Genomic DNA, 24,291 nt, shown 5'->3' with positions numbered 1-24,291 from the left:
GTGTACCCCCCAATCTGCTGTACTAACGTACATTCTTTTTCCAAATTTCCCAGCTAAGTTGAAAGAGGCCGACCAACTGCTACGTCTCAGGTCTTATTTGAAAATAAAGCTGAGGCTCGTTATAGCATTTTTATAAAACAGGTAAGATGAAATCAAGAAAGGAGGAAACAAAAAATGAAAAAACTTGGATTATTGATTGCAGGTGGTATTGCGGCGATGGTGCTGATTTCAAATCTTGGCCCAATCGTGGGTATGGCAGTTAGTGCGGCGATTCTATACTTTGTATTTAAACAATTTCTAAAAGCAGAAAGCACCATGGCGAAAATCGGTTTTGGCATCATCGGGTTCATTGCTTTGATGGCCACAGCTTCCAACTTCCCGGCCATCCTTGGGCTTGCAGCTGCATATGTTCTATATCTTGTCTATAAAAAGTGGAATGATTCTGGCTCAAGTGTAATGGAAGAAGATAATGACCCTTTTGCCGGCTTTGAAAAGCAGTGGGCAGAATTAAACAAAAACTAAAAAGAGGAGAGATCGATATGGCAAACCTATTAACAAGAATCAAAGATACAGTAATGGCAGACCTTCATGAAGCATTGGATAAAAAGGAGAAGAAGAATCCAATTGCACTATTAAACCAATACCTTCGTGAATGTGAGCGTGAAACCGAAAAGGTCCGTAAGCTTCTGGAACGTCAATATACATTAAAGGAAGAATTCACCCGGGAATACGATCAGGCGAAAAACCTTGCAGATAAACGCAAGCGCCAGGCAGAGGTTGCCTCACAGGCAGGTGAGGAGGAACTCTATCAGTTCGCCGCACAGGAGCAAATGCAGTATGAAGAGCGTGCAGCCCGTTTGAAGGATCTATTGAACCAGGCGGTAATTCAAATGGGTGACCTTGAAAGAAAATACGAGGAAATGAAGCATAAACTGAAGGATATGCATATCCGGCGGATGGAACTGATGGGCCGTGAAAATATTACACGCGCCAACCACCGGATGGATAAGGTGCTGGATCAAAACAATGATAAATCCTTTACAAAATTCCAGGAAATCGAATCCTATCTTGACCGTCTTGAGCATGAGGTGAAAAGCTCCTATCACCGCAGCACAATCGATGCACGCATCGCGCAGCTGGAAAAAGAGATGGAGAAGAAGCCTGTATTATAGTGGTTATTTCGTAAGCATCAGCCCAAATTAAGAGAGTAAAATAAACCCTGTCTGTATAAACTTTTTCCAAAAAAAGATATAAAACTCTTGCTACTTAATGAACAAAAAATGGTATTCTAAGAAGGCGTGGAAATACTGCGCCTTTTAATCAATCATTCCATTACACAAAAGGGGGATGCCTCATGAACACAAACAACAAAAGCGATTATATGAGCTGGATCATCATATTGGGCATTGTCTTTCTCTTTGTGGAAATAGCCTTTTTTAACAGCGGCGTGGTGTTCTCTCTTCTTGTGCCAATTGGAATGGTATATATCGGAAGAAAGTGGATGCCTAAGAGCTCCGGTAAATGGCTTTTCTGGCTGGGATTAATTTTTCTGCTCATCACTATTTTCAATATGATGACGCTGAAATTTTTTCTGCTGGCGATTTTGATTCACCTGCTGATTCAGTTTGGGCAGTCCAAAAAAGAACCTAAACGGATTCAGCCGCAGTTAAAGGAACCATCAGTCAATCTCCAGAAAGAAACGGTCATAAAAAAGAATCCTCTTTTTTCCAATATATTTGTCGGCCAGCAAAAAACGCCTGAGCAGGTGTATGAATGGAATGACATCAATATCCAGACCGGTATAGGTGATACGGTCATCGACTTAAGCTATACAGTTATTCCAAAAGGAGAAACCGTCATTTTCATCCGGAACTTTATCGGAAATGTGCAGGTGCTTGTTCCCTATGACGTAGAGGTTACTGTCAGTCATTCAGCCATAGCGGGTAAGGCCCGAATATTCGAGTACGAAGAATCAAAGATGTTTAATCAGCATCTTCACCTACAGACACCTGGCTATGATCAATCAGGACAGCGCGTTAAAATTTTCACTTCTATAGCAGCGGGGGATATCGAGGTGAAGCGCGTATGAGTATCATCCAGCGGCAAATTGCATGGGGAGCGGGCATGTCTCTCCTCATTCTTGCTGTCCTGACAGCCTCTTTTTTTAGTATGTTCCCCATTCCAGGCTGGCGGGATCTTTGGGAAACGGAAATATTTGATATACCATTTATCATATTTGTGCCGAGTGTAAGCTTGGCCATAGGCCTGATCTTTGGTTTGCTGTCAGGCATATACTGGCGCCGGCAGCTTTTTGCTGTAGACACTATACTTCACCAGGTTGAAGAAGGCAGGCAATTAAATGTTCTGGAAATGGGTAAAGAATTGCAGTCCATAGCAATCAGGGCCGAGAAGATTCAAAGGAACATGGCAGAACAGGCAAAGATCTCCCAAAAGCTGGCAAACGAAAAAGCGGAAGATATCGAGAACAGGATGCAGGAAATTGTTTCCCAGGAACGGAACAGGCTTGCCCGTGAGCTTCACGACTCAGTCAGCCAGCAGATGTTTGCAGCGTCCATGATGATGTCCGCCATAACTGAAACCCAGCAGGATCCGGAAGACAGGCAGGCAAAACAGCTGAAAATGGTGGAGGAAATGATCCATCAGTCACAGCTCGAAATGCGTGCCCTTCTCCTGCACCTCCGTCCGGCGGCACTTAAGGGCAAAAGCCTCCAGGAAGGAATTGAAGAGCTTTTGGTCGAATTGCTACAGAAAGTTTCCATGGAGATTGAATGGAAGGTGGAGAGTTTTCCGCTTGATAAAGGGGTGGAAGACCATTTATTCCGTATCCTTCAGGAGGCTGTGTCCAACACCCTCCGCCATTCCAAATCGCAAAATCTTGAAGTGCTCCTGATTCAAAGAGATGATTATGCGATACTCCGGGTGGCTGATGATGGAGTCGGGTTTGATGTAGAGGAAACGAAGGCAGGCTCCTATGGTCTGCAGAACATGTATGAACGCGCAGCGGAAGTAGGCGGCAGCATGAAAATCATCAGTGTGAAAAATAAAGGAACCCGCCTTGAAGTAAAGGTTCCAATTATATAAATAATGTCTGCTTAGGCAAGACTAATTCTGAGGGTGAGGCCAATGATTAAAGTACTTTTTGTGGATGACCATGAAATGGTTCGGATTGGAGTGTCTTCTTATCTTACAGCACAGCCGGATATTGAGGTTATAGGAGAAGCGGATAACGGAAAAACAGCGATTGAACTGGCACTTGAATTGCGGCCGGATATCATTCTGATGGATCTCGTCATGAAGGAAATGGACGGAATTGAGGCGACCGGAAGAATCATTGAACAATGGCCGGAAGCTAAAATCATCATTGTGACAAGCTTCCTGGATGACGAAAAAGTGTATCCGGCTTTGGAAGCCGGAGCGACAAGCTATATGCTGAAAACATCCAAAGCCAGTGAAATTGCTGAGGCAGTCCGCTCGACCTATCATGGACAGTCAGTGCTTGAACCTGAAGTAACCGGCAAAATGATGGTGAAAATGAGGCAGAAAAACCAGCTGCTGCCCCATGAAGAGCTGACAAGCCGTGAGATGGAAATCCTCCTGTTAATGACAGAAGGCAAAACGAACCAGGAAATCGCCGACGAGCTTTTCATTGCCTTAAAAACAGTCAAAACACATGTGAGCAATATACTAAGCAAACTGCAGGTGCAGGACAGGACCCAGGCTGTCATATATGCCTTTAAGCACTCGCTGGTGAAATAATGTTGACTTTTGAGCTAATGATGAATTAGCTCTTTTTGTTTTCGTGATTTAAAAATGGGGCAACGGGGTAACTATAAAAATAATAATAAGGGTGAGGTGGTCAATTTTTATGTCGTTTATCAGTTTACTTAAAAAAGGAAATAAATCCTCAGGCATTGCAGCCATTGGCAATACAGTTCTCGCGATTGCTAAAGGGACAGCTGCGGCTGTAAGCGGAAGCGGAGCCATGCTTGCGACGACACTGCATTCCGTTGCTGATGCACTGAATCAAGGGTTTGTTTTCTTTGGAAGTGCGCTTGCGGAAAAGGCGCCAACAAAAAAATTCCCTACCGGCTTTGGCAGGGTCATAAACCTTTTTGTTTTAATTGCCGTTATTGTTATTTCCATCATGGCATATGAAACACTTCATAAAGGCTGGGAGCTGGTTCAGCATCCTAAAGAATCAACCGATCTGTGGCTTAATGTAGGAATCATGCTCCTGGCTGTCCTCGTCGATGGATTTATTTTGTTAAAGGCAATGAAAGAGATTGCCCATGAAACCCGCAGCCCTGCAAAAGGGTTTGGCATTATTCCGGTTGCCTTTAAAAATGTAGGTCTTGCTTCCCCTCCGACAAGGCTTGTATTTTATGAAGACATTATCGCTACGTTTGGAGCATTGCTGGCCCTTTCTGCAATTGTAATATCCCATTTTACCGGTTTATATTTTCTTGATGGAGTTGGCACAATTCTAATTGGCATATTATTAATCGGAATCGCCTTAAAGATTGGCTATGAGAATACACTTGGCTTAATAGGAGTCGCTGCGCCAAAAGATGTTGAAGAAAGGATTGCTGCAATCATCCTTTCAGACCCGGATGTAGTGGATATTCAGAAATTGAGGATCCTGCAGGAGGGAAGGAGATACCATGTAGAGTCTTATATAGAGCTTGTAGAGGGATTATCACTTGCCGATGCTGATGATATTAAAGTCAGAGTGCAGAATAAACTTCTTAGGGATAGCGATATTGGTGACGTGACGATGGGGATCTTCGAGACAGACAAAGTTCAAACCTGGAAATGATGAGAAAAAGGAAGCCTTGCTGTGAGGCTTCCTTTCTTAATGTCTTAATTCCTTTTCCTGGTCAGCAGAATCCCTGCGGCTGTGAAAAAGGCAGTGAAGTAAGCGGCAAAAGCCACATTTGGATCATTTTCCATATTCCTGACGCCAATACCGATAAATGCCCAAACAAACACAAGCGGATAAACCCAGTCACTATTCTTAATCCGGAACACAAGGGCAAGGGCGGTGGCCACTGCGAGCATGATGTAAGTCCACACACTTTCTATAAGACCCCATCCATCCCAGCCAATATAGGTAAGATAAAAGCTGATATTTGCGATCGTCGCTACAGAAATCCATCCTAAGTAAACAGAAAATGGGACAATATCCAGAAACTCAGGATCAAATTCCGACGCACTTTTGTATAAAAAAATGAGAGTAAAAAGAAGTGCAATCATAATGATTACGGATAATAGAAAATATTCGTAGTGCCAGGCAAAAATCCAAAGACTGTTTAATATGCAGCTCACAATAAACAGAAGACTGGTTTGCCTGTAAATGGGCAGACTCCTGCGCTTCTTTGGAATTTGCCTTGCCAGCCAGATACCCAGCAGCAAATAGATAAATCCCCAAATGCTGAATACATACCCTGCCGGCGTGAAAAGAACCTCCAGCTTATTGGATATCTCACCTGTTGTCTGACCATTCAAAGGCAGAATGTTTGCCAGCGCATTTACTGCAATCATGACCAAATAAGCCGCTATCTCAAACAATAGAATCAAAAATACCTCTCCTTCCCTTATAAGAGTATATATTCCACTTTTAATGCAGCTATAATCTTTAAAAGTTTTTATTTTATTCTTGGCTAAGGATTGATGCTTTTTGTATCTTATTTACTGAGTTGATTGGAGCGGAAGGTGCGAGACTCCTGCGGGAGTAGCGGGACAGGTGAGACCCCGCAGACGCAGAGCGTTGAGGAGGCTCACCGCCCGCCCCGCGGAAAGCGAGCAGCCTGGAGCGGAAATCAACGGACAATAATGATAGGTTAAACAACAATATATATCAGAAAATATCTAAAAAACTCATTTTTATACTAAAATACGAATTTTTATTAATTTATTCCCTCTGTATCTTTTCATCTCCACTAAAATGATGTATAGTCTTATACAAATCTGAATAATTATTTAAATTTGAATAATCTAAGTGTAAATCTCCTATAACACAGCATTTATAAGAAATACGATTATTCAATAATGAATAATCTGCGGGAGGAACTGGATGAACAGCTTTTTCATGGATTGGAATAATGACAGAGAAGTCATATCTTCAATGGAAGAAGACATTATGGTCACCAATGCAGACGGCATAATTATAAAGGTCAGTAAAGGCAGCGGGGTGCATTATGGCATTGAACCGGATACGCTGCTTGGTGAATCTGTATATGAACTGGAAAGAAGAGGAGTGTTTAAGCCTGCGATTACTCCTGAAGTATTAAAGAAAAAGAAGAAAGTCATTCTGGTTCAAAAAGCCGGCTCAGGCAAAAAGATTCTGGTTACTGGTATTCCTGTATTCAATGAAACTGGAGAAATCGATCATATTGTCAGCTATTCCTACGATGTTTCAGAACTTCTTGTTATAAAAGAATATCTGAACAGTGTTGAGGAGGAAATGGCCAGGGTAAAAAGTGAACTGGATCTCCTCCGCAATAAGAGCATTAAAATGGATGGCATGATAGCTGACAGCCTGGCGATGAAAAATATTGCCGAAACCATCAGAAGAATCCGCGATGTAGATGTCACAGTCCTGCTCCTTGGTGAGTCAGGAGTCGGAAAATCGGCTCTCGCCAAATGGATTCATCAAAACAGTACTCGAAAAGACGGCCCGTTTATTGAAGTAAACTGCAGTGCGATTCCGGAATCCATCTTTGAAGCTGAGTTTTTCGGGTATGAAGGCGGTGCTTTTACAGGGGCAAAGAATAAAGGCAAAATGGGATTTGCTGAAATGGCAAAAGGAGGCACACTATTTCTTGATGAAATTGGCGAACTCTCAGCCCATCTGCAGGCAAAGCTGCTGAAATTCATACAAGACAAGCAGTTTTATAGAGTAGGAGGGACAAAGCCTGTTCATGCAGACTTTCGGCTCTTGGCAGCGACAAACAAGGATCTTGAAAAAGCAGTGGAATCCAGGGATTTCAGGCAGGACTTATTCTTCCGGCTGAATGTGGTGCCCTTAAAGATTCCGCCGCTCAGGGAAAGGAAAGAGGATTTATTTGCTCTCATTCATTATTTTCTCCACTCTATCTCCAAGCGGCATAATCGGGAAAGACACCTGGACAAATCCCTGGTCGATCACCTGCTGCAGCTTGAGTGGAAGGGAAACGTAAGAGAGCTTGAAAACCTGATGGAGCGGCTTATCGTAACAAGCACCAGCCTGATGATCACGAAAGACGACCTGCCTTATGAATACCATATACAAGAAAAAAAGAGGGTTTTATAGATTATGAGGGACAAACTCTTCCCGCTATATTGGAAGATGTAGAGAAAAAAGTATTAAACAATGCAAGGAAACGTTACCGGACCACTACTGAAATAGCAGGTGCCCTGGGGATCAGTCAGCCTTCAGTAGTAAGAAAATTAAAAAAATATGATTGTTAATACATACTTTGGCATGAATATTGCATTAAAGAATAGCAGAGAAAACATAACCATTACATCTATGCAGGATTCAGGAGGGAAAAGTATGAACGGAGAAAATTGGAGTCATCTTGTCGGAAACATTTCAAACCTATTGGCGCCAAGCATGGCAAAGGATCATCCGAATTTGCCGGTGGTCAAGGCGGAAGGCTGCTATTACTACGGTGTCGATGGAAAAGAGTATTTGGATTTTACATCAGGCATTGCAGTGGAAAATGTCGGGCATCGCCATCCAAAGGTTGTACAGGCCATTAAAGACAGTGCAGACCATTTGGTGCACGGCCCGTCAGGCGTTATCATCTATGAATCGATTTTGCGTCTTGCAGATGAGCTTGGGAAAATTACGCCGGGAAATCTGGATTGCTTTTTCTTTGCGAACAGCGGGACTGAGGCGATTGAAGGAGCTATTAAGCTTGCAAAGTATGTCACGCGGAGGCCCTATGTTGTTTCCTTCACAGGCTGTTTCCATGGAAGGTCGATGGGAGCGCTGAGTGTATCCACATCCAAGAGCAAATACCGCAAGTTTCAGCAGCCGTCCTGGCTGACCTATCAGCTTCCATATGCGGATGAGCGGGATTGTCCTTTTGGCGAAGATCCTGAGGAGTACTTCCCAAGAAAACTGGAAAAGGACGCTGAAACACTCTTCAAGCATCAGGTTGACCCAGAAGAGGTTGCCTGCATGATCATTGAACCGGTTCTCGGGGAAGGCGGCTATATCATTCCTCCGAAGAAATGGCTGCAGAAGATCAGGGGAATTTGTGACCGGCATGGAATCCTGCTGATATTTGATGAAGTGCAAACCGGCTTTGGGCGTACTGGGGAATGGTTTGCCGCCCAGGCATTTGATGTGGTGCCGGATATCATGGCGATTGCAAAAGGAATTGCGGCAGGACTGCCGTTAAGCGCAACTGCAGCTTCAAAGGAATTGATGGAAAAATGGCCGCTGGGTGCCCATGGAACAACCTTTGGCGGAAATCCGATTGCCTGTTCTGCAGCATTGGCCTCTCTTGAAGTCCTAAAAACGGAGAATCTTTTGGAAAACGCAAAGCAAATGGGAGAGTATGCATTACAGAAATTACAGGCTTTGAAAGCCAAACATCCTGCAATTGGCAGTGTCCGAGGTCTGGGGCTGATGATCGGCATTGAAATCATCGACCCGCAAACCGGAAAACCGGATGGAAACGCGGTAATGGACATCCTGAATTCTTCTCTTGATAAGGGAGTCCTCTTTTATCTCTGCGGAAATTCAGGGGAAGTGATTCGGATGATTCCGCCGCTTGTTGTAACAAAGGAGCAAATTGATCAGGGTCTGAGAATATTGGAAGAAGCACTTATGGAACATGAAGCAGTTGTTTCCAAATCATAAGGAGGTAATAGCATGAAAGCTGAGACAAGGGTTAAGCCGCAAGCCGTCACAGGAGAGTATTGGAAATTTATTATCCCATCTTTAATTGGATCGCTCCTATTTCTGGTTCCAGTTAAATTTCAGGGAGACGTCACGATTGGTGTCGGTATTTTAGCCTCTCTTTTAGGCAAAGCGTTCAGTGAGCAGATGCCTGCCATTATCATTATTATTTTAGGATTATCAGTTTTTCTTTCCATCCTGGCAAAAACAGCAAAGCCGGCATTTATAATGGATAATAAGTTTTTAAAAGGGTTATTTGATACCGGGAAATTTGGGTTGACCATGAGAGTCCTCGGATTCGCAGTGGGAATCATGACTTTTTATGAAATCGGTCCTGAGTTTATCTGGTCGCGGAATACAGGCGGAGTGGTTCTCTACGACCTGGCTCCAGTCCTGCTTACGTGGTTCCTGTTTGCCGGCATCCTTCTGCCGCTTTTAGTGGAGTTTGGTTTAATGGAGTTCATTGGGGCGCTTGTCCAGAAATTTATGAGGCCATTTTTCACACTTCCCGGACGGTCCTCCATCGATTGCCTTGCGTCCTGGATGGGTGCCGGAACAGTCGGTGTATTGGTAACAACGAAGCAATATGATGAAGGCTTTTACACAAAAAGAGAAGCAGCGGTCATTGCGACAACCTTCTCGATTGCGTCTGTGGCTTTCAGTCTTGTCGTTGCGAATGTTGTTGGCCTTGGCCATTTATTCATCCCTTTTTACTTAACCGTTTCTGCCGCCTGTGTCGTGGCAGCATTGATTATGCCAAGAATACCGCCATTATCCCGGAAGCCGGACACTTATTATGAGCCGGTAGGACAGCAGATTGATGAAACCATTCCGGAAGGGGTTTCGAAATTGAAATGGGGATGGGAGCAGGCAATTGATAAAGCAAGGAATGCTCCGGGTCCCAAAAAGCTTTTAACCGATGGCATGGAAACCGTTCTGGATATTTGGATGGGCCTGATTCCGCTTGTGATGAGTCTGGGAGCAGCAGCCTTGATCATTGCGGAATACACGCCTGCATTTAAGTTTATTTCTTACCCGCTCATTCCGGTTTTGGAGTTTATGCAATTGCCGGAAGCAGGAGCAGCAGCACAGACTATGCTTGTCGGCTTTGCTGATATGTTCCTTCCTGCTGTTATCGGAAGCGGAATTGAGAGCGAACTGACAAGGTTCGTTGTGGCAGGCTTGTCATTAACACAATTAGTATACATGTCTGAAATCGGGATTCTGATTCTGCGTTCAAATATTCCGCTGAGCTTTATGGATTTATTCGTTATTTTTATCGAAAGAACGATCATTACTTTACCTGTTATTGTCCTGATTGCACATGTTTTTGTATTTTAGCTGAGAGGGGAGCGGCATATTGCCAGCTCTCCTTTTCGTTCTATTAATTTTCTCAAAAGTTCCAAAAGGGCAATATATTATCGGGGCATGTCTCATATCTTATATAGAATCTGCATTATATAAGGAGAGGCGCAATGAGTAAATTCTTCAAAGGAGTCATATTGCTTGCACTGGCTGCTTTTGCAAGCGAATGTATAGAGTTTGTGGTGAATATGGTACTCGCCCGGGAACTGGGGGAGAGGGGACTCGGCATGTACATGTCGATTTTGCCAACCATATTTCTGATCGTGCTTCTGGCCAGTTTTGAGCTTCCGATCTCGATTTCCAAATTCATTGCCGAAAAAGATAAAAGGTATCATCTCAGCATGCTTCATCATGTCATAAAGCTGACCATTATCTTTACAGCCGTTTTGGTGCCGGCTGCAGCGATTATAATTCCGTTTATCAGTGTCTTTAATGAGTACCACCCGCTCTTAAGATGGGTTGTGATCGGCTTTATTCCCATCGTTTCCTTTTCCTCGATTGCCAGGGGTTTTTTCATGGGCAAGCATCAAATGGGAAAAATTGCAGCATCCAATTTTCTGCGTAAATCCGTCCAGCTCCTGCTGCTCGTGGTGCTTTATCAGGCCTTTCAATTTGATGTCAATACCGCGGTCTTTATTGCTTTTTGTACGTTTATAGGGAGTGAGATTGTTGTTTTTCTATACTTGCTGAATATGTTTATTATTCAGTATCAGCGGATTAAAAAAGAGCCATCTGACTATGTCAGCGGAAAAAGTGTGAGGCAGAACCTGATCTCTGTGTCTGTTCCGACAACCGCTTTAAGGGTCTTTCATGCCCTGACACATGCTGTTCAGCCGTTTTTGATCAAGGCCGCTCTCTTAAAAGCAGGAGTGCCGGGAGAAGTTGCAACAGAACATTTTGGGATGCTCGCCGGTGTCGCCATGACCATTGGTTTTTTTCCATCCTTTATAGCCCATTCCTTTTTAATCATGCTGATCCCGACAGTCTCCAAAGAGTATGCTGATCATAATCTGGGAGAGCTTCGGAGACTTCTTCAGCAGGTGTTCTTTGTCACCTTTTTATATGGGATTCCATCGGTTGTTTTTTTCTATTTCTTTGCACAGCCGCTGACCGAGATGTTTTTTCACTCCACAGATGCAGCCGTATATTTACAGCTGCTTTGGCCATTCTTTCTGCTCCACTTTTTCATTATCCCGATGCAGGCCTATTTAATCGGCCTGGGCCTGATGAAGGATGCGTTCTATCATTCCGTCTGGTCAACCGTTGTTTCATTCTCGGCCATGTTTGTGCTTGGCTCGATGCACAGCCTGCAGATGGACGGAATTATTGTGGGCATGAATATGGGCGCTGTTCTTCTGGCGATGATGCATTATGTAACAGTATGCAAAAAAATCGGCCTGACACTCTATCTATCGCCGGCTAAGCAGTTTAACTGAAGCGGCAAAAAAAGCATCTCCACCATGGGGATGCTTTAATCTTCTTTATCCTGTTTAGGGCCAAACTTATCCTCAATTGTTTGTTCTTCTCCATATAAAATAATATGGTCGCCTTCCTGCAGTTCTGTAACGAGCCTCTCTTTTCTGATTTTCACATCGCCTCTCTGGATAAATAGCACATTAATATCTTCATCTTCGTCGATAACATCCCCTAGCTCTTTACCATTAAACTCACATTCTTCATCAATAAAATAGTCCAAGACATGATCATTATCTTCCGTGAGAAGAGCCTCTCTTATCGGAAGATCGCGAAAATCATAATGTTCTTCGAGTTCATGCTCCAATTTACCTGGAAGATAATCCCGTACCTTGGGGAGCCTTAAAATAATTATAATTAGGACCAGTGCTGCTGCCACGAATGAGATCTTGGCCGTATAAAATTCATCTGAAAGGATATTGCTGATTGCAGAAATAATGACTGCCAAAGAAAAGGCGCCGAATAAAATTAGAAAAGCTCCAAACCTTCTGCGGATTGGATGGTCAATGATGAGTTCCGATTCTCCGGTTGTAAAGCCGGTGCCTGTAAGCATGCTGATCACCTGAAATCTGGCAATATGCTTATCAAGCCCTGTATAGGTGAAAATAAGAGTATGGATTTCAATAACAGCTAATACGATTCCCAAATAAATCAGGATGAAAAGAACACCCATCTTGCTTCCTCCGAAAATTCAGATTTAAATAAAAAACCTAAGGAGCCAGTCCTTAGGTCATTGCTGAACAGTTTCATTATAGTAACTTACTGAATACATAGCACCTTCATCAACCATTTTATTATCTTCAATATTATGCGGGTCCGGATGACCCAGCTTTTCTGTTGGTACTGTATCGTTTAAAAAGCGATCAGGCAGCAGTCCTTTCATTTTAACTGCCAGAGACTGAACTTTATTTCGATTGTTTTTGCTTGCTAATAATAAAATGCTTGTAATGCCAACACCGGCTAACAGATATTGATTTAATGGACGAGAATTCATGTTTATGCTCCTCCTCTAAAAAATTTGATTGTCTTTCTTGCTCTATATTTACCCGGCATAATCAGAAGCAAACATGAAGTACTTTTAACATTGTTTCCAATACTAGAAGAAATTACTCCTTAAGCAGGGTTTTATTCAGCCTTTAAGCAGGGAAGTATGATGATATAGATAAAGGAACGTTTTAGGAGGAAGATGGGATGGAAAAAGAATATAATGAGGATAATTGGACTTGGCACCGTTACGATCATTTGGATGAAATAGAGTTTAATGAAGCTGGCGACTATAAAGAAGCATTGCAGACATGGGCCAAAAACACTTCCGAGAACAAAACAAATGTAATGGAAATAGATACCTGCGTCCGCAATAAGGAGTTTATCAGCGGCTCACTCATTTATCAGCAGACAACGAACGAGCAGCATGAAAATAGTTTGTTCCACTATTTTCTGACAAGGGATTTTCTCCTTACTGTGGACTTTGATTCGACTGTCATTCAGTCTGATGAATCACTGCTTTTGAAAAAAATGGATTATACGAACAATGCCATTGATGGATTTTTTGTGATTTTAGGCGAAATCCTCAGCGATAACATTAAGAAGATTGATAAGTTTGAAGTACGGCTAAATGACCTGTTATGGAAAATAAAAGATAAAAATAATATTAATCGGCTGGAAGAAATCTATGAGCTTCGCCACCAGATTCTCGTTTGGAAAAATATCATGATTCCTGTAAAGGAAATCAAGCTGGGTGTAGAAGAAACCTTTGGTGAAAATGTTACAGAAGGAACTGAATTTAAAAGAACCTGCAAGCGGATTGAAAGAGGCTATACGCTGGTGCGTGAGTTTCAGCAGGAAATTGATGACCTCGTGAATTTTGAAGAAATGGTATCCATGCACAGGGGAAATGAAATCGTGAAGACACTCACGGTCATTACTACTTTAATGACACCGGTCGCAACGTGGGGAGCGCTCTGGGGCATGAACTTCAAAATTATGCCTGAACTTGAGTGGAAGTATGGGTATTTGTTATCCATTCTTATTATCATTGCATCTACGGCAGCCCTTTATATCATGCTCGTGAAAAAAGGCTGGATGGGTGATATCCTGAGGGGAAAAAAGAAAAATTCATTCTTTAAATAAAGGAATGCCGCTAGACTGCGGCATTCCTTTCGTTTAATAAATGATCCAGTGTCATTTTAATTCCTGTCTCGTACGGTGTTTGAGGGAGAGTGCCGATTCTCGCTTCATATTTACTGCCGTCCAAAATAACAGGTGTCTGGTTCAAATACATCAATTCAGTATATTCCCTCATCATGGGATCGAAAATACCGATGCCGCGGATCATCCATTTATGGACAGGTGTGAAGGTAACGCCTCTCTTAAGATGGTTAGAAACAATACTGGCTATTTCGTCCCCGGTTATGGTCCCAGCACCAGGGATATTCCAGACTTCGCCGTATGAGTTTTCATTTAATGAAAGTTCGGCTAAAGCTTCTGCTCCATCCTTAATATAGATGAATTCTCTTGGAATATCGGTTTTGCCGACAAACATGCCTTTATTTTTTTCAATAATCTGGCTGAGTGTATAGTGTAAAAGTGTGTTTTCAGTATGTGGGCCGTAAAAGTCAGGAAAGTGGGCAATGATGTATGGCACGCCTGAGTTCTTTATCATCTCAATTAAGGATTGGCGCAGCTTGCCTTTTTTTGTGTGCGGATTCTTGGGAGAAACTTCGGCAGCAGGGCTGGATTGAAGGCCATAGGAATATATATTATCAGCATAAATAAAAGGCTTATGATGTTTGCGGCATGCGTGCAGGATATTATCTAATATAATTGAGAGTGCGGGATCCCAGTCAGGGTAAGGAATATTGATAGCATGAAAAACGGCATCCGCTTCTGTCACTGCCTTTTCAATATCCTCTGGATTCAGTGCATCGCCTGAATGGATAACCGCATTTGGTCCCCAGTCTTTCTTGAAGGTAAGCAGGTTTTCTTCAGACCTGGCAAAGGCAATAGTTTTTATATTTCTGCGGCATAATGCCTCTGTTAAAGCATAGCCCATTCCGCCTGTTGCACCAAAAACTGCAGCTGTTTTCATCATTTTTCATCATCCTTTTTATTTTATTAACCACTGTTCAATTAAAGGGAAAAATTAAAGAAATGCGAAGTCATTTCTTTAATAAATGGCTTTTATTAAAAATTGGGCATGTGAAGAGGCGAGCTCCTTCACTTCTTCAAACGTCGTTTCCGATCTGCAATAATGCGTGACAAACCCGTGCAAGCTTAAAAATACTGACCAAATATCCTTTATGGAAAGGGATTTTGGAGCAAGTGAATTAATCGCTTGCGCAAAATGCAGGTAGCTTTTATTCGGTCCTTCATTCAGATAGCTTTTCACATCCTCATCCCGAATTAAAAACATCAGCTCATAATGCTTTTGATGGGTCAGGCCAAATTGAATATAACGGTAAAAAATGTTGAAAAGCTTCTGTTCATTGGTTTCTGCAGATTCTTTCAGCACACTGTCGAGGACCTGGTCGAGCTTTTGAAAATCGGCTTCAACCATTTCGTAAAATAATTGGGCCTTATTTTTGAAATGATAATAGATGGCACCGTGGCTGCACTGAAGGGTGTCCGCAATTTTTCTCATGGATGCTGCGGCATATCCTTCCTGAACAAACAGATCACGTGCTACAGAAATAATGGCTTCTTTTGTTAGTTCGTCTTGGGCTGATTTTCTTGGGCTCATGGAATCACCTTTCGTTATTGAACACTGGTCAATAAGATTATATGATAAAGAGGATATTATTGGCAATATTTTTTTAATATTTATCCAAATTATTTTTATTAGCCTTCAGCTTTTGATATGCTTTATTAAAACAGGAGGGAACAACATGAATGAAACAAAAACATGCAGAGAATCTTTTACGGTAAAAACAAGCATCGTGCTTCCGCCGGACACGAATACATATGGAACATTATTCGGCGGCAAGCTAATGGCTTATATTGATGATGTGGCAGCCATCGCGGCGATGAGGCATGGAAGAAGAAATGTCGTAACCGCATCTACAGACTCTGTTGACTTTCTTCATCCGGTTTATGAAGGCAATTCAGTCTGTTTGGAGGCGTTTGTGACCTATACAGGCCGGACATCTATGGAGATTTTCGTAAAAGTAATTGCAGAAGACCTGCTGACGGGCGATCGAAATGTGTGTGCGATGTCCTTTTTGACAATGGTTGCGGTTGATGAGAATGGAAAGCCGGCTCCGGTGCCGGCAGTTGTGCCAGAGACAGAAGAAGAAAAGAGCTTATATGAAACAGCAAAAGAACGGGCGGAATTCCGCAAAAAGCGGAGAAAGGACAGTGAAGCCAGAGCAAAGACATATGGTGCAGACCTGCCCTGGTAGAAAACAAAATCTATAATACAATATCGGGGGAAGCGCCTGAAAATGGTTCTCCCCCTCACATTTTCCCATCTGAAGGAATAATTCCACCTTTTTACACATCATTATCTAGTAAAATATACTTAACTTTCAGAATATTAACTCTTATTTCTTGATTATCCTTTTCCTTCCTCTTAAGTTAGACGTGTAGAACCATACTGAAGGAGGAAGATTATGAAAAGATTTTTAAAAGCTAGTATTCTCATGCTTTTAAGTATTTTACTGGTTGCCGGAACCATGCCGTTAACCGGGCAGGCGAAAAAACCAAAGCATGATGATGGCTATGGCGGATATAGCCAGGTTGATGTAGGCAGGGATGGAATGGTGGCTTCAGCTCATCCGCTTGCCTCAAAAATTGGGGCAGATGTTTTGAAAAAGGGCGGTAATGCCATCGATGCGGCTGTCGCGGTCCAGTTTGCCCTCAATGTGGTGGAACCGATGATGTCCGGAATTGGCGGCGGAGGCTTCATGATGGTCTATGATGGTAAAACGAAAGAAACCACCATCATCAACAGCCGCGAACGTGCCCCGGCCGGAGCCACACCGGATATGTTCCTGGATGAAGACGGAGATCCGATTCCATTTGCGGAGCGATCAACTGGCGGTACGGCTGTCGGTGTGCCGGGCACATTGAAAGGGCTGGAAACAGCTCTTGAAAAATGGGGAACACGCCCTATGCAGCAGCTGATCGGTCCTGCGATCAAGCTGGCAGATAAAGGCTTTCCGATTGATTCTGTATTAGCCGATGCAATTGCTGATAATCAGGACAAGCTTGATAGAACGGCTGCCGGCAAAGTGTTTTTGCCTAAGGGAGAACCTCTTGAAGAAGGGGACCGTTTAGTACAGAAGGATCTTGCCAAATCATTTAAAATGATTCGCTCTGGCGGAACTGATGCGTTTTATAACGGGAAAATAGCAGACGCTCTTGCAGGTGTGGTTCAGGAATACGGAGGATCGATGACACCTGAAGATCTGGCAAAGTATGAAGTAACCATTGACGAGCCTGTTTGGGGAGACTATCAGGGTTATGAAATTGCGAGCATGCCGCCTCCAAGCTCTGGAGGAGTATTTTTACTGCAGATGCTGAAGATCTTGGATGACTTCAATCTATCACAATATGATTTAAAATCCTGGGAAAAATATCACTTGCTTGCTGAGACTATGCATCTTGCCTATGCAGACCGCGCCGTCTATGCAGGGGATCCGGAGTTTGTGAATGTTCCAGTCAATGGGCTACTTCACCCGGATTACATTAAAGAGCGCCAGGAACTGATCAGCCTGAATGAAGTGAATCCAAATCCTGAAGCAGGCGATCCATGGAAATATGAGGACAGTCAAGCCAATTATGAGGCAGCTGAACAGCCGAATGACCGACAATACGGTGAGACTACCCACTTTTCCGTAACGGACAGATGGGGGAATGTTGTTTCTTATACGACAACGATTGAACAAGTATTCGGAACAGGAATCATGGTTCCAGGGTACGGTTTGATGCTGAATAATGAGCTGACAGATTTTGATGCCGTGCCAGGCGGGGCAAATGAAGTCCAGCCGAATAAGCGTCCTTTAAGTTCGATGACACCGACGATTGTCTTTGAAGATGGAGAGCCTGTCCTGACAGTCGGTTCACCAGGCGGCCCAACGATTATTACATCAGTACTGCAGACCATACTTTATGCGATTGAATTTGATATGGAGCTAAAAGCAGCAGTTGAGGAACCGCGGATCTATACCAATAACCTGAACTCCTACCGCTATGAGGAAGGCATTCCGTCAGAAGCTATTAATAGGCTAAACGGAATGGGGCATAACTTCGGTCCGAGTCCGACCACAATTGGAAACGTCCAAAGTATTCTGATTGACCGGGATAAAGGTATTTTCAAAGGTGTAGCAGACTCCAGCCGCAATGGAGCTGCCATTGGCGTTGAATTGAAAGGGAAAGGGAAAAGAAAATAGAGTTTATGAGAATAGCACCTTGCTGTTAAGGTGCTATTTTTTCTTACAAAAACAATACCATCAGGTACTCATCATAGTACTTGCCATCAATCTTCAGTGCATGCCTCTCCTTGCCGTAAATCTCGAAGCCGAAAGAAGCATAAAGCTTTTTAGCAGGCATATTTTCAGACATGACGGCCAGGTGGATTTGTTCCACCCCGTCCCATGAGCGGGCTTTTTCCACAGCCTTGCTGACAAGGTTCTTGCCGACACCATTCTTTCGGGCGGACTCTGTCACGTACATTGCATATATATTCGAGCGGTGTTTCATCTTTAACCCAGTATCCCTTACTAAACTGACAACACCTATAAGCTTCCCGTCTTCAAATGCGCCGTAGTGAAAGGAGTTTTCTGCCAGAAATCTTTCTCCATAGACTTCAGGAGGCCTCCCTGCTTCCTCCTCATAGCTTGAACCAAATGCTTCCGGATTCTTTTTTAATCCCTCTAATCTTAACTCTTTGTATATTTCAGCATCATTCGGGCGCAGAAGCCTAATTTCCATCAGGTTCACTCCTTTATTTTTTCCTAATCCTTAGATTCTCTTTACTGTGACGAAATCCTTTAGCAAAATTGTTTTTCTTTGCTGTGATAAGGGAACAGGATAAAAAAGTACAGGAGGGATCAGTATGACTCAGGATAACAACAAGGATTTAAAAGAGATTGTAAAAGGGCAGGATTCCCGGCAGCAGCAAGAACAGTCGTTAAAAGATCAGGAGCGTAAGCCGGATCAGCAAAATCGATTGAAGGACCAGGAGAATATGAGGAAGTAATTTTGGGAGGGAGCTATGAAGTAGCTCTCTTTTTTTAGGCTGAATTGTAAGGAATGGTTCACGCATATTGAATATACATATAAAAAGGGGGAAGCAGAATGGGAGTGCTGTTTGGTTTAATTATTGCGACTCTGGTTTTCGCCTATTGCATTGACCGCAGAAGAAAGAATATAAACAATACAATGCAAAAAGGGATCAGCCCAAGTGAAAAACCGGGGGAGAGCTCGAATTATACGATGGGTGATAATCATTATAACGGAGGGGGACAATAGCCATTGCGATATCAGCAAGGCTCTTCTTTTTTCCGGATCATGCTTTCTTAACCTGAAAATGGGAAAAGCTAAGGTTGCCTGGTTTCTATATGGCATCAAAAAGGGTATAAGGAAAACATACATATTGTAACCTTTTTAGGAGAAGTGGCCTATGAAAAAAAGAAGAGTGGAATCCTTATTTGTATTTATCCTGATTGCATCAGTGTATATGATATTTTTCACGGATGCCGCCTCACCCATTAAAATCTGTGCTGCCCTGCTTTATGCAGCTGTTATATTTATCAGCGCTATTTCCCTGATGCTCGAGAATCGCAGCCCTAACCAGACACTGCTGTGGATGTATGTGCTGGTGTTTTTTCCGGTTGCCGGTTATCTGTTTTATTTGTTTTCAGGGCAATTATATTTGAAAGGCTATTTATTTAAAAGCAAAAGAAGCCGGGACAGGGACGAATGGAAAAGGCTGATGAAAAGGGAAGAAACACCTGATATTTCATTCCTGCAGGACAGCCAGCACTGCTTTGCAAAGTTCGCCAATAATGTGGCCTTGACCCCGCTGAGCACCAATTCACGGGCGAAAATCCTTAAAAATGGCGACGAGACATTTAATGAAATCAAGAAAAAGCTGCGTGAAGCAGAAGAGTTTATCCATTTGGAATATTATATTTTCCGGTCTGACAGGCTTGGCAAGGAAATCATCAATATCCTGATCGACAAAGCCAGACAGGGTGTGGAAGTACTGTTTATATTTGATGCGGCAGGCAGCATGGGGATTACATTGGAGGATTTGCAGTACATGGAGGATGCAGGCATTAAAGTGCGGCCATTTTCTCCGCTCAAGTACGGATTTTTTAATCAGAAATTCAACTTCAGAAACCATCGCAAGATTGTTGTAATAGATGGGAAAGTCGGCTTTGTGGGCGGGCTGAATGTGGGTGTTGAATACCTGGGCGAAAATGAAAAGATCGGTTTCTGGCGGGATACTCATATGCTCCTCAAGGGGGAGGCTGTGTACACACTGCATACGGTATTTCTGTTGGACTGGGAATATGTCAGCAAGGAAGCTGTGCTGGAAGAATACCGGGATGTTAAGTATCCTATTGATGATGATGTGCTTGATGGCGCAGTGCAGGTGGTGGCAAGCGGCCCCGACACACAGCAGGGAATTATGAGTGATCTGTATTATTCAATGATTTCCTGCGCGACACGTTCCATTTGGATTGCCACACCTTATTTTGTCCCTGATGAATCAATTCGTACAGCATTGAGGGTGGCGGCGGCTAAAGGAGTGGAAGTGCGCATCCTGGTCCCTGAGATCAATGACAGCTTCCTGACGCAATACGCAAGCCGATCCTACTTTGCGGAGCTCCTGCGATATGGAGTCGAAATTTATTCCTATAAAAAAGGCTTTCTCCATCAGAAAATCATCATCGTGGACGGAATCCTCGCTTCCATCGGAACGGCGAACATGGATATGCGCAGCTTCCACTTGAACTTTGAAGTAAATGTCTTTTTATACGGCACAAGCTCCATCCGCGATCTTGTCGCCCATTATGAAGAGGATCTGGAGGAAAGTGTGAAATTAAGTCCCGTCCAATATTATAAACGCGGATTGGCGGAAAGATCCAAGGAATCCATCGCCCGGTTGTTTTCCGGGGTGTTGTAAAAAAGTGCCATTGGTGTGGCGCTTTTTTTGTGTGGAGGGGTGCTGGTTTTTTAATCTGCAAATAGATGAGGGGACTTGCAAATAGACCAGGAGAAATTGCAAATAGATGAGGAGGACTTGCAAATAGAATAGGTGAATTTGCAAATAGATAGGTAAAATGCAAATAGAGTCCCCGAACTTGCAAATAGACCAGCCGAAATTACAAATAGATGAGGGAACCTGCAAATAGACCAGCCAAACTTGCAAATAGATAGGTAAATGCAAATAGATTCCCAGAACCTGCAAATAGACCCACCCACGTACAAGCAGCTCCCCCATTTACGTCTCCAGACCGAGGCATAATCATCCTCATTATTGGTCAAAAAAGGAAAAAACCATACTAAAATAAAGATCAGTACGGTATGATTAGAATAGTTTGAAAAGTTAGATAGAAGGAGGGTCACTATGCTTTCACAATCAGTCATTCATGATGTTATTACGGCAGCTCTGGCTACTGGCGGGGATTTTGCCGAAGTATTTGTTGAGGATCGTTTCACCAATAACCTTGCGCTTCAGGGCGGGAAAATTGAGAGCAGCTTATCAGGCCGGGATTACGGGATCGGCATTCGCGTGTTTAAGGGGCTGCAGAGTGTGTATGCTTACACAACGGATGGATCAAAGGAAGGTTTGCTGAAAGCTGCGGGCAAAGCTGCCCAGGCGATCAGTGGAGAAAAAATTATTCAGCCCGCACAGCTGCAAAAAGAGATTATTCCGGCAGTGCATCACATATCTCTGAATCCGCGCGAGGTGGAGAAGCTCCGCAAAGTAGATGTCATGAAAAAGGCATATGAAATTGCGAAGAACTATCACAGCAGCATCCAGCAGGTTACGGTCAGGTATTTGGATGAAGAACAGAATGTGCTGATTGCAAACTCCGAGGGTAAGTTTGTTGAAGACCGGCGGGTGCGAAGCCGCCTTGCCATTCAGTCGATCGCGGCAAAAGGAAATCAAATGCAGCCTGGATTCTATGGACCTGGAGCTCATAAAGGCTTTGAGTTTATGGAAAATCTGAATCTGGAGCATTACGCCAATGAAGCATCCCGCATTGCCGTTACGATGCTGGGGGCAGACCCTTGTCCAAGCGGTAAGTTCCCTGTGATCATTGATAATGAATTCGGCGGGGTTATTTTCCATGAAGCATGCGGACATGGTCTTGAAGCTACATCTGTAGCAAAGGAAAACTCTGTTTTTGCAAACCGGATCGGTGAAAAAGTGGCCTCGGATGTCGTTACATACATTGATGACGGCACGATTGCGAATGAGTGGGGATCGATTACGATCGATGATGAAGGCGAAAAGGCGCGTAAAAATGTCCTGATTGAAAATGGAATTTTAAAAGGTTACTTGATTGATAAATTCGGGGGCCGCAGAATGGGCATGGAGTCGACAGGATCGGGAAGACGGCAGTCGTACCGCTTTGCTCCGACTTCGAGAATGACCAATACGTACATTGCAAACGGCAAGTCCACTCCGGAAGAAATCGTCTCAAATACTGAGTATGGAATTTATACAAAATACATGGGCGGCGGCCAGGTCAATACCACAACGGGCGATTACAACTTCGCCGTCATGGAGGCGTATCTCGTAAAAGACGGGAAAATCGGCAAACCGTTAAAAGGTGCTACTTTAATAGGGAATGGCCCGAAAACGCTCCAGCTGGTTGATATGGTGGGAAATAATCTGGACCATGGTGCTGGCATGTGCGGTTCACAGAGCGGAAGCATTCCTGTCAATGTTGGCCAGCCGATGATCCGCGTAAGCGAAATGACTGTTGGCGGAACAAAAGGGGGCGAATAATATGAATCTGCATGAATTTAAGGAAAAGCTATTTACTCTTGGAGAGCAGCATGGTTTTACAGATATGGAGCTTTATTATGAGAGAGAGGAAAAGTTCGCCTGCGAGCTTTTCAAAGGCGAAATCGATTCCTACGACACTTCCGAAGTGTTCGGAACCTCCTTCCGAGGCCTTTACGAAGGAAGGATGGGCTATGCTTTTACAGAAAAACTGGATGAGGAGTCCCTGTCTTTTCTGATCGAGAATGCGAAGGAAAACTCTCAATTCATTGAAGATGAAGTGCAGGAAGAAATCTTTGCCGGCAGCAAAAAGTATGAGGCTGGAAGCTACTATTCAAGCAGTCTTGCGGAAGTTACGATTGCTGAAAAAATAAATTTGCTTAAGGAAATAGAAAAGCACATCTATGCTTATGATGAGCGGGTAACCGGGACAGATTATTTTATGCTTCGCAGCGGTGAAACAGAAAGGGTCCTTCTCAACAGCAAAGGCCTGAGCCTCAGCGAAAAGAACAATCATGCCGGCATTTATGTATCAGTCATCGTAAAGCAGGGAGATCAGGTGAAAAATGGCGAATACTCCAAGTTTACGAGAGACTTTTCGATCTTTAATCCGGAGGAAATAGCAAGGCATGCAGTAGAAGAAGCATTATCACAGCTGGATGCCAGGAGTGCTGAAAGCAAAAACTACCCTGTGCTCTTGAGAAACGATGCAGCCGGCGCCCTGCTGCAGACATACATCCCGGTTTTCTCAGCGGAAAACACCCAAAAAGGGCAATCGGCTCTAAAGGGGAAAACGGGTGAAAGCATTGCTGTGGCGTCATTGAATATAGTAGATGATCCATTTTTAGAAGAAGGTCTGCTCAGCTCGAATTTTGACAGTGAAGGGGTTGCCACTGCCAGGAAAGATATTGTGAAAGACGGCAGGCTTATTACCTTGATGCATAATTGCAAAACAGCACAAAAAGATGGTGTGGAATCGACAGGCAATGCCTATAAAGCTTCTTATAAGGGTGCTTTGACGGTCGCTCCAACGAATCTTTACGTCAATCCATCCGATCAGAGCTATGATGAGCTGGTATCTTCGCTCTCAGAGGGCATCATCATAACCGAATTATCCGGCCTCCATTCCGGTGCCAATACTGTCTCAGGGGACTTTTCCATTGCGGCTAACGGCTATTATGTTAAAGATGGAAAAGTGCAAAATGCCGTAAACCAAATGACGATTGCCGGAAACTTCTATGAACTGTTAAATAATATTGAAGCCATCGGTTCAGACCTGGAATTTTCATTGGGCTTTATGGCCACAGGCTACATCGGCTCCCCATCTCTCTTAATCAGGGAGCTGGCTGTGACGGTTGAATAAATAAACGGTATGGCACACCACTTCACAGGTGGTGTGCTTTCTTCATTATGTGGGAAGCAGGATAAACTTTAAAATATGCTAGATAAATCTTAAGATATGTTAGATATATCAAAAGGGTTGCAAGATATATTTATAAATTTGTCAGATATAAATAATAAGCTGAAAAATCAGCAGGGAAATAAAGGATTTTCTTTTCGGAAAATAGAACTT

At 43.4% G+C, this 24,291-nt stretch carries 23 protein-coding genes and 1 pseudogene; 18 read left to right on the top strand and 6 right to left on the bottom strand.

All coding sequences use genetic code 11. From position 1 onward, the window contains the following. The first annotated feature begins 174 nt into the window (after positions 1-174). The 6 genes from LLY41_RS18970 (at position 175) to LLY41_RS18945 (ending at position 4,837) form a co-directional block, all read left to right on the top strand. A complete protein-coding gene (locus tag LLY41_RS18970) occupies positions 175-522 on the top strand; it encodes a lmo0954 family membrane protein (protein WP_304586178.1) in 348 nt (115 codons plus the stop codon). 17 nt (positions 523-539) lie between these two features. Continuing rightward, complete coding sequence (locus LLY41_RS18965; protein WP_304586177.1) at positions 540-1,172, top strand: PspA/IM30 family protein; 633 nt, start codon at positions 540-542, stop codon at positions 1,170-1,172. A gap of 182 nt (positions 1,173-1,354) precedes the next feature. Then, positions 1,355-2,089, top strand: a complete 735-nt coding sequence (gene liaF / locus LLY41_RS18960; protein WP_304586175.1) for a cell wall-active antibiotics response protein LiaF — start codon at positions 1,355-1,357, stop codon at positions 2,087-2,089. Next, a complete protein-coding gene (locus tag LLY41_RS18955) occupies positions 2,086-3,102 on the top strand; it encodes a sensor histidine kinase (RefSeq protein WP_304586174.1) in 1,017 nt (338 codons plus the stop codon). Before liaF ends, LLY41_RS18955 begins: the two co-directional genes overlap by 4 nt. 42 nt (positions 3,103-3,144) lie before the next feature. Continuing rightward, the gene (locus LLY41_RS18950; RefSeq protein WP_095244349.1) at positions 3,145-3,777 is read left to right on the top strand and encodes a response regulator transcription factor; all 633 of its coding nucleotides are present in this window, start codon (positions 3,145-3,147) and stop codon (positions 3,775-3,777) included. 109 nt (positions 3,778-3,886) lie between these two features. Next, positions 3,887-4,837 carry a cation diffusion facilitator family transporter gene (locus tag LLY41_RS18945; protein WP_304586171.1) on the top strand — a complete coding sequence of 317 codons (951 nt, stop codon included), beginning with the start codon at positions 3,887-3,889 and terminating at the stop codon, positions 4,835-4,837. A 44-nt stretch (positions 4,838-4,881) separates the two neighbouring features. On the opposite strand, the gene LLY41_RS18940 is transcribed toward LLY41_RS18945, so the two are convergent. After that, entirely contained in the window at positions 4,882-5,562 is a 681-nt protein-coding gene (locus tag LLY41_RS18940; RefSeq protein WP_304588063.1) for a TspO/MBR family protein, read from the bottom strand. 532 nt (positions 5,563-6,094) lie between these two features. Here LLY41_RS18940 and LLY41_RS18935 point away from each other — a divergent pair. The 4 genes and pseudogenes from LLY41_RS18935 to LLY41_RS18920 all read left to right on the top strand — a co-directional run bounded on the left by LLY41_RS18935 (position 6,095) and on the right by LLY41_RS18920 (position 11,715). Further along, positions 6,095-7,470 (top strand): annotated as a pseudogene (locus LLY41_RS18935) (sigma-54 interaction domain-containing protein). 85 nt (positions 7,471-7,555) lie between these two features. Next, a complete protein-coding gene (locus LLY41_RS18930) occupies positions 7,556-8,875 on the top strand; it encodes an aspartate aminotransferase family protein (protein WP_304586170.1) in 1,320 nt (439 codons plus the stop codon). Positions 8,876-8,887: 12 nt separating this feature from the next. Beyond that, the gene (locus LLY41_RS18925) at positions 8,888-10,255 is read left to right on the top strand and encodes a YjiH family protein (protein ID WP_304586168.1); all 1,368 of its coding nucleotides are present in this window, start codon (positions 8,888-8,890) and stop codon (positions 10,253-10,255) included. Between the two features lie 134 nt (positions 10,256-10,389). Then, positions 10,390-11,715, top strand: a complete 1,326-nt coding sequence (locus LLY41_RS18920) for a polysaccharide biosynthesis protein (RefSeq protein ID WP_304586166.1) — start codon at positions 10,390-10,392, stop codon at positions 11,713-11,715. Positions 11,716-11,750: 35 nt separating this feature from the next. On the opposite strand, the gene LLY41_RS18915 is transcribed toward LLY41_RS18920, so the two are convergent. Together LLY41_RS18915 and LLY41_RS18910 are read right to left on the bottom strand one after the other, a co-directional pair. Further along, a complete protein-coding gene (locus tag LLY41_RS18915; protein WP_095244355.1) occupies positions 11,751-12,425 on the bottom strand; it encodes a TrkA C-terminal domain-containing protein in 675 nt (224 codons plus the stop codon). A gap of 57 nt (positions 12,426-12,482) precedes the next feature. After that, entirely contained in the window at positions 12,483-12,746 is a 264-nt protein-coding gene (locus tag LLY41_RS18910) for a hypothetical protein (RefSeq protein ID WP_095244356.1), read from the bottom strand. A 197-nt stretch (positions 12,747-12,943) separates the two neighbouring features. Between LLY41_RS18910 and LLY41_RS18905 the strand changes: the two genes are divergently transcribed. After that, positions 12,944-13,882 carry a magnesium transporter CorA family protein gene (locus tag LLY41_RS18905; RefSeq protein WP_304586164.1) on the top strand — a complete coding sequence of 313 codons (939 nt, stop codon included), beginning with the start codon at positions 12,944-12,946 and terminating at the stop codon, positions 13,880-13,882. 10 nt (positions 13,883-13,892) lie between these two features. Here the strand turns inward: LLY41_RS18905 and LLY41_RS18900 are convergent, their stop codons facing one another. Together LLY41_RS18900 and LLY41_RS18895 are read right to left on the bottom strand one after the other, a co-directional pair. Then, entirely contained in the window at positions 13,893-14,843 is a 951-nt protein-coding gene (locus tag LLY41_RS18900; protein ID WP_304586162.1) for an SDR family NAD(P)-dependent oxidoreductase, read from the bottom strand. 75 nt (positions 14,844-14,918) lie between these two features. Beyond that, positions 14,919-15,491 carry a TetR/AcrR family transcriptional regulator gene (locus tag LLY41_RS18895; RefSeq protein WP_304586160.1) on the bottom strand — a complete coding sequence of 191 codons (573 nt, stop codon included), beginning with the start codon at positions 15,489-15,491 and terminating at the stop codon, positions 14,919-14,921. A 145-nt stretch (positions 15,492-15,636) separates the two neighbouring features. Between LLY41_RS18895 and LLY41_RS18890 the strand changes: the two genes are divergently transcribed. Further along, positions 15,637-16,149 carry an acyl-CoA thioesterase gene (locus LLY41_RS18890; protein ID WP_304586159.1) on the top strand — a complete coding sequence of 171 codons (513 nt, stop codon included), beginning with the start codon at positions 15,637-15,639 and terminating at the stop codon, positions 16,147-16,149. A 210-nt stretch (positions 16,150-16,359) separates the two neighbouring features. Continuing rightward, complete coding sequence (ggt, locus tag LLY41_RS18885) at positions 16,360-18,141, top strand: gamma-glutamyltransferase (RefSeq protein WP_304586157.1); 1,782 nt, start codon at positions 16,360-16,362, stop codon at positions 18,139-18,141. A gap of 43 nt (positions 18,142-18,184) precedes the next feature. Here ggt and LLY41_RS18880 read toward each other — a convergent pair whose 3' ends face one another. Next, positions 18,185-18,682, bottom strand: coding sequence for a GNAT family N-acetyltransferase (locus tag LLY41_RS18880; RefSeq protein ID WP_304586156.1), 498 nt, complete (start codon positions 18,680-18,682; stop codon positions 18,185-18,187). 124 nt (positions 18,683-18,806) lie between these two features. Between LLY41_RS18880 and LLY41_RS18875 the strand changes: the two genes are divergently transcribed. The 5 genes from LLY41_RS18875 (at position 18,807) to LLY41_RS18855 (ending at position 24,081) form a co-directional block, all read left to right on the top strand. Then, positions 18,807-18,950 carry a hypothetical protein gene (locus LLY41_RS18875; RefSeq protein ID WP_175609173.1) on the top strand — a complete coding sequence of 48 codons (144 nt, stop codon included), beginning with the start codon at positions 18,807-18,809 and terminating at the stop codon, positions 18,948-18,950. A gap of 98 nt (positions 18,951-19,048) precedes the next feature. Beyond that, on the top strand, positions 19,049-19,222 hold the full coding sequence (locus LLY41_RS18870; protein WP_304586155.1) for a hypothetical protein: 174 nt from the start codon (positions 19,049-19,051) through the stop codon (positions 19,220-19,222). A 151-nt stretch (positions 19,223-19,373) separates the two neighbouring features. Further along, positions 19,374-20,885, top strand: a complete 1,512-nt coding sequence (gene cls, locus LLY41_RS18865) for a cardiolipin synthase (RefSeq protein WP_304586154.1) — start codon at positions 19,374-19,376, stop codon at positions 20,883-20,885. A gap of 444 nt (positions 20,886-21,329) precedes the next feature. Continuing rightward, positions 21,330-22,721, top strand: coding sequence for a TldD/PmbA family protein (locus LLY41_RS18860; protein ID WP_304586153.1), 1,392 nt, complete (start codon positions 21,330-21,332; stop codon positions 22,719-22,721). 1 nt (position 22,722) lies between these two features. Next, on the top strand, positions 22,723-24,081 hold the full coding sequence (locus LLY41_RS18855; protein WP_304586152.1) for a TldD/PmbA family protein: 1,359 nt from the start codon (positions 22,723-22,725) through the stop codon (positions 24,079-24,081). Positions 24,082-24,291: the final 210 nt, after the last annotated feature.

It is taken from the genome of Cytobacillus firmus, from assembly GCF_023612095.1.
Classification (GTDB): Bacteria; Bacillota; Bacilli; order Bacillales; family Cytobacillaceae; genus Cytobacillus.
Note: the sequence above shows the minus strand (reverse complement) of the source record. Positions and strands in the feature narration are given on the sequence as shown.